This window comes from Bradyrhizobium sp. CCBAU 11430 (genome assembly GCF_028128855.1).
Taxonomy (GTDB): domain Bacteria; phylum Pseudomonadota; class Alphaproteobacteria; order Rhizobiales; family Xanthobacteraceae; genus Bradyrhizobium; species Bradyrhizobium ottawaense.
Window position 1 is genome coordinate 1 of record NZ_LBJV01000019.1, and the last position, 1,625, is coordinate 1,625.

1 protein-coding gene is annotated in these 1,625 nt (G+C 64.7%); it reads left to right on the forward strand.

Features of this window, described 5'->3' with window-relative positions:
- Window positions 1–1,625 (forward strand): beta strand repeat-containing protein (locus XI04_RS08130; RefSeq protein ID WP_442869388.1); only part of this gene is annotated, 1,625 nt, incomplete at both ends.

A 1,625-nucleotide genomic window follows, 5' to 3' on the forward strand; every position in this document is an offset into this window, starting at 1 on the left:
TCGGGACCGATACGCTGCGTTCGATCGAGGGCATTCAGGGCACGGGCTACGCCGACACCTATGTGGCGACGGGCTATGGCCAGCCCGGTGCGCTCAATATCGGCAATAACGGCACCTTCAACCAGTTCGAGGGCCTCGGCGGCGACGACGTCATCACCGGCAACGGCAACACACGGCTGCTCTACACGAATGCCACCGGCGGCGTCACCGTCAACCTGAACGCCGGCTCGATCACGGGTGACGTATCGGTCGGGCACGACACCTTCACGGGCGTCAACAGCGTTTATGGCGGCAATTTCGCCGACACTTACGACGCGTCAGGCTTCATCGGTTTCAATTCCTTCCAGGGCCTCGCCGGCAACGACCTCATCACCGGCAACGGTAGCACGCAGCTGCTGTTCGCCAACGCGACCGGCGGCGTTGTTGTCGATCTCGCCAGCGGCACCGTCAATGGGGATGCCTCGGTTGGGCATGACACCATCACCGGTGGCGTCAACGGCGTGTCCGGATCGGGCTTCAACGATACGCTGAAGGGGGGCAGCGGCGCCGACAATCTGCTCGGCAACGGCGGCGCCGACACCTTCGTGTATGTGAGCGGCGGTGGTGCCGATTTCATCGGCGACTTCTCGCATGCGCAAGCCGACAAAATCGACCTTTCGGGCGCAGGTATCTACAACCTCGCTGACGTGCAGGCGATCGCCTCGCAGCAGGGACCGAACACGTTCATCAATTTCGGCAATGGCGACAGCCTGACGCTGCAGAACGTGACCCTATCGAACCTGACTGCTGCGGATTTCATCTTCGCGCCGGGCGTTCACCTGATCGGCGACGCCAATCCGAACACGCTGGTCGGCACAGTCTATGCCGACAATTTGAGCGGCCTCGGCGGCAACGACGTCCTGCAAGGCCTCGGCGGCAACGACCAGCTCGATGGCGGCCAGGGCTTCGACCGCGCCGATTACGGCGATGCAACGGGAGCCATCACCGCCAATCTTGCGGCCGGCTCCGTGACCGGCCCGGGCGTCGGCACAGATACGCTGGCGAATGTCGAGGGGATCCTCGGCAGCAATTATGCCGACACGTTCAATGCGGCCGGGTTCACCGGATCGACCGGTCTGCCCGGCGTAGCCGCCGGCCAGAGCGAGTTTGAAGGGCGCGGCGGCGACGATAGCGTCGTCGGCGATCTCAACGCCCTGGGACAGGCAGTGACGCGAGTGTCCTATCTGAGCGCGAGCAGCGCGGTCATCGTCGACATCGGGGCCGGGATCGCGGATGGCGACGCTTCGGTGGGCCACGACACCTTCTCCAACGTCTCGACGATCTGGGGCTCGGCCTCCAACGACACGTTCTACGGCAGCGACAATGCGGCCTTCACCTACGAGACCTATGAAGGTCGCGGCGGCGACGACTATATCGACGGCCGCGGCGGCTACGACCAGGTCACCTACAATTCGGACACGACGACCACGTCCGGCATCTATGTTCACCTCGCCGCAGGCACCGTGAACGGCGACGCCACGGTCGGCACCGACACGCTGCGCAGCGTCGAGGCCGCGCGCGGCACCAATTTCGACGACACGTTCGACGCGACCGGCTTCGGCCAGGCCGGGGCGACCAATGTCGGT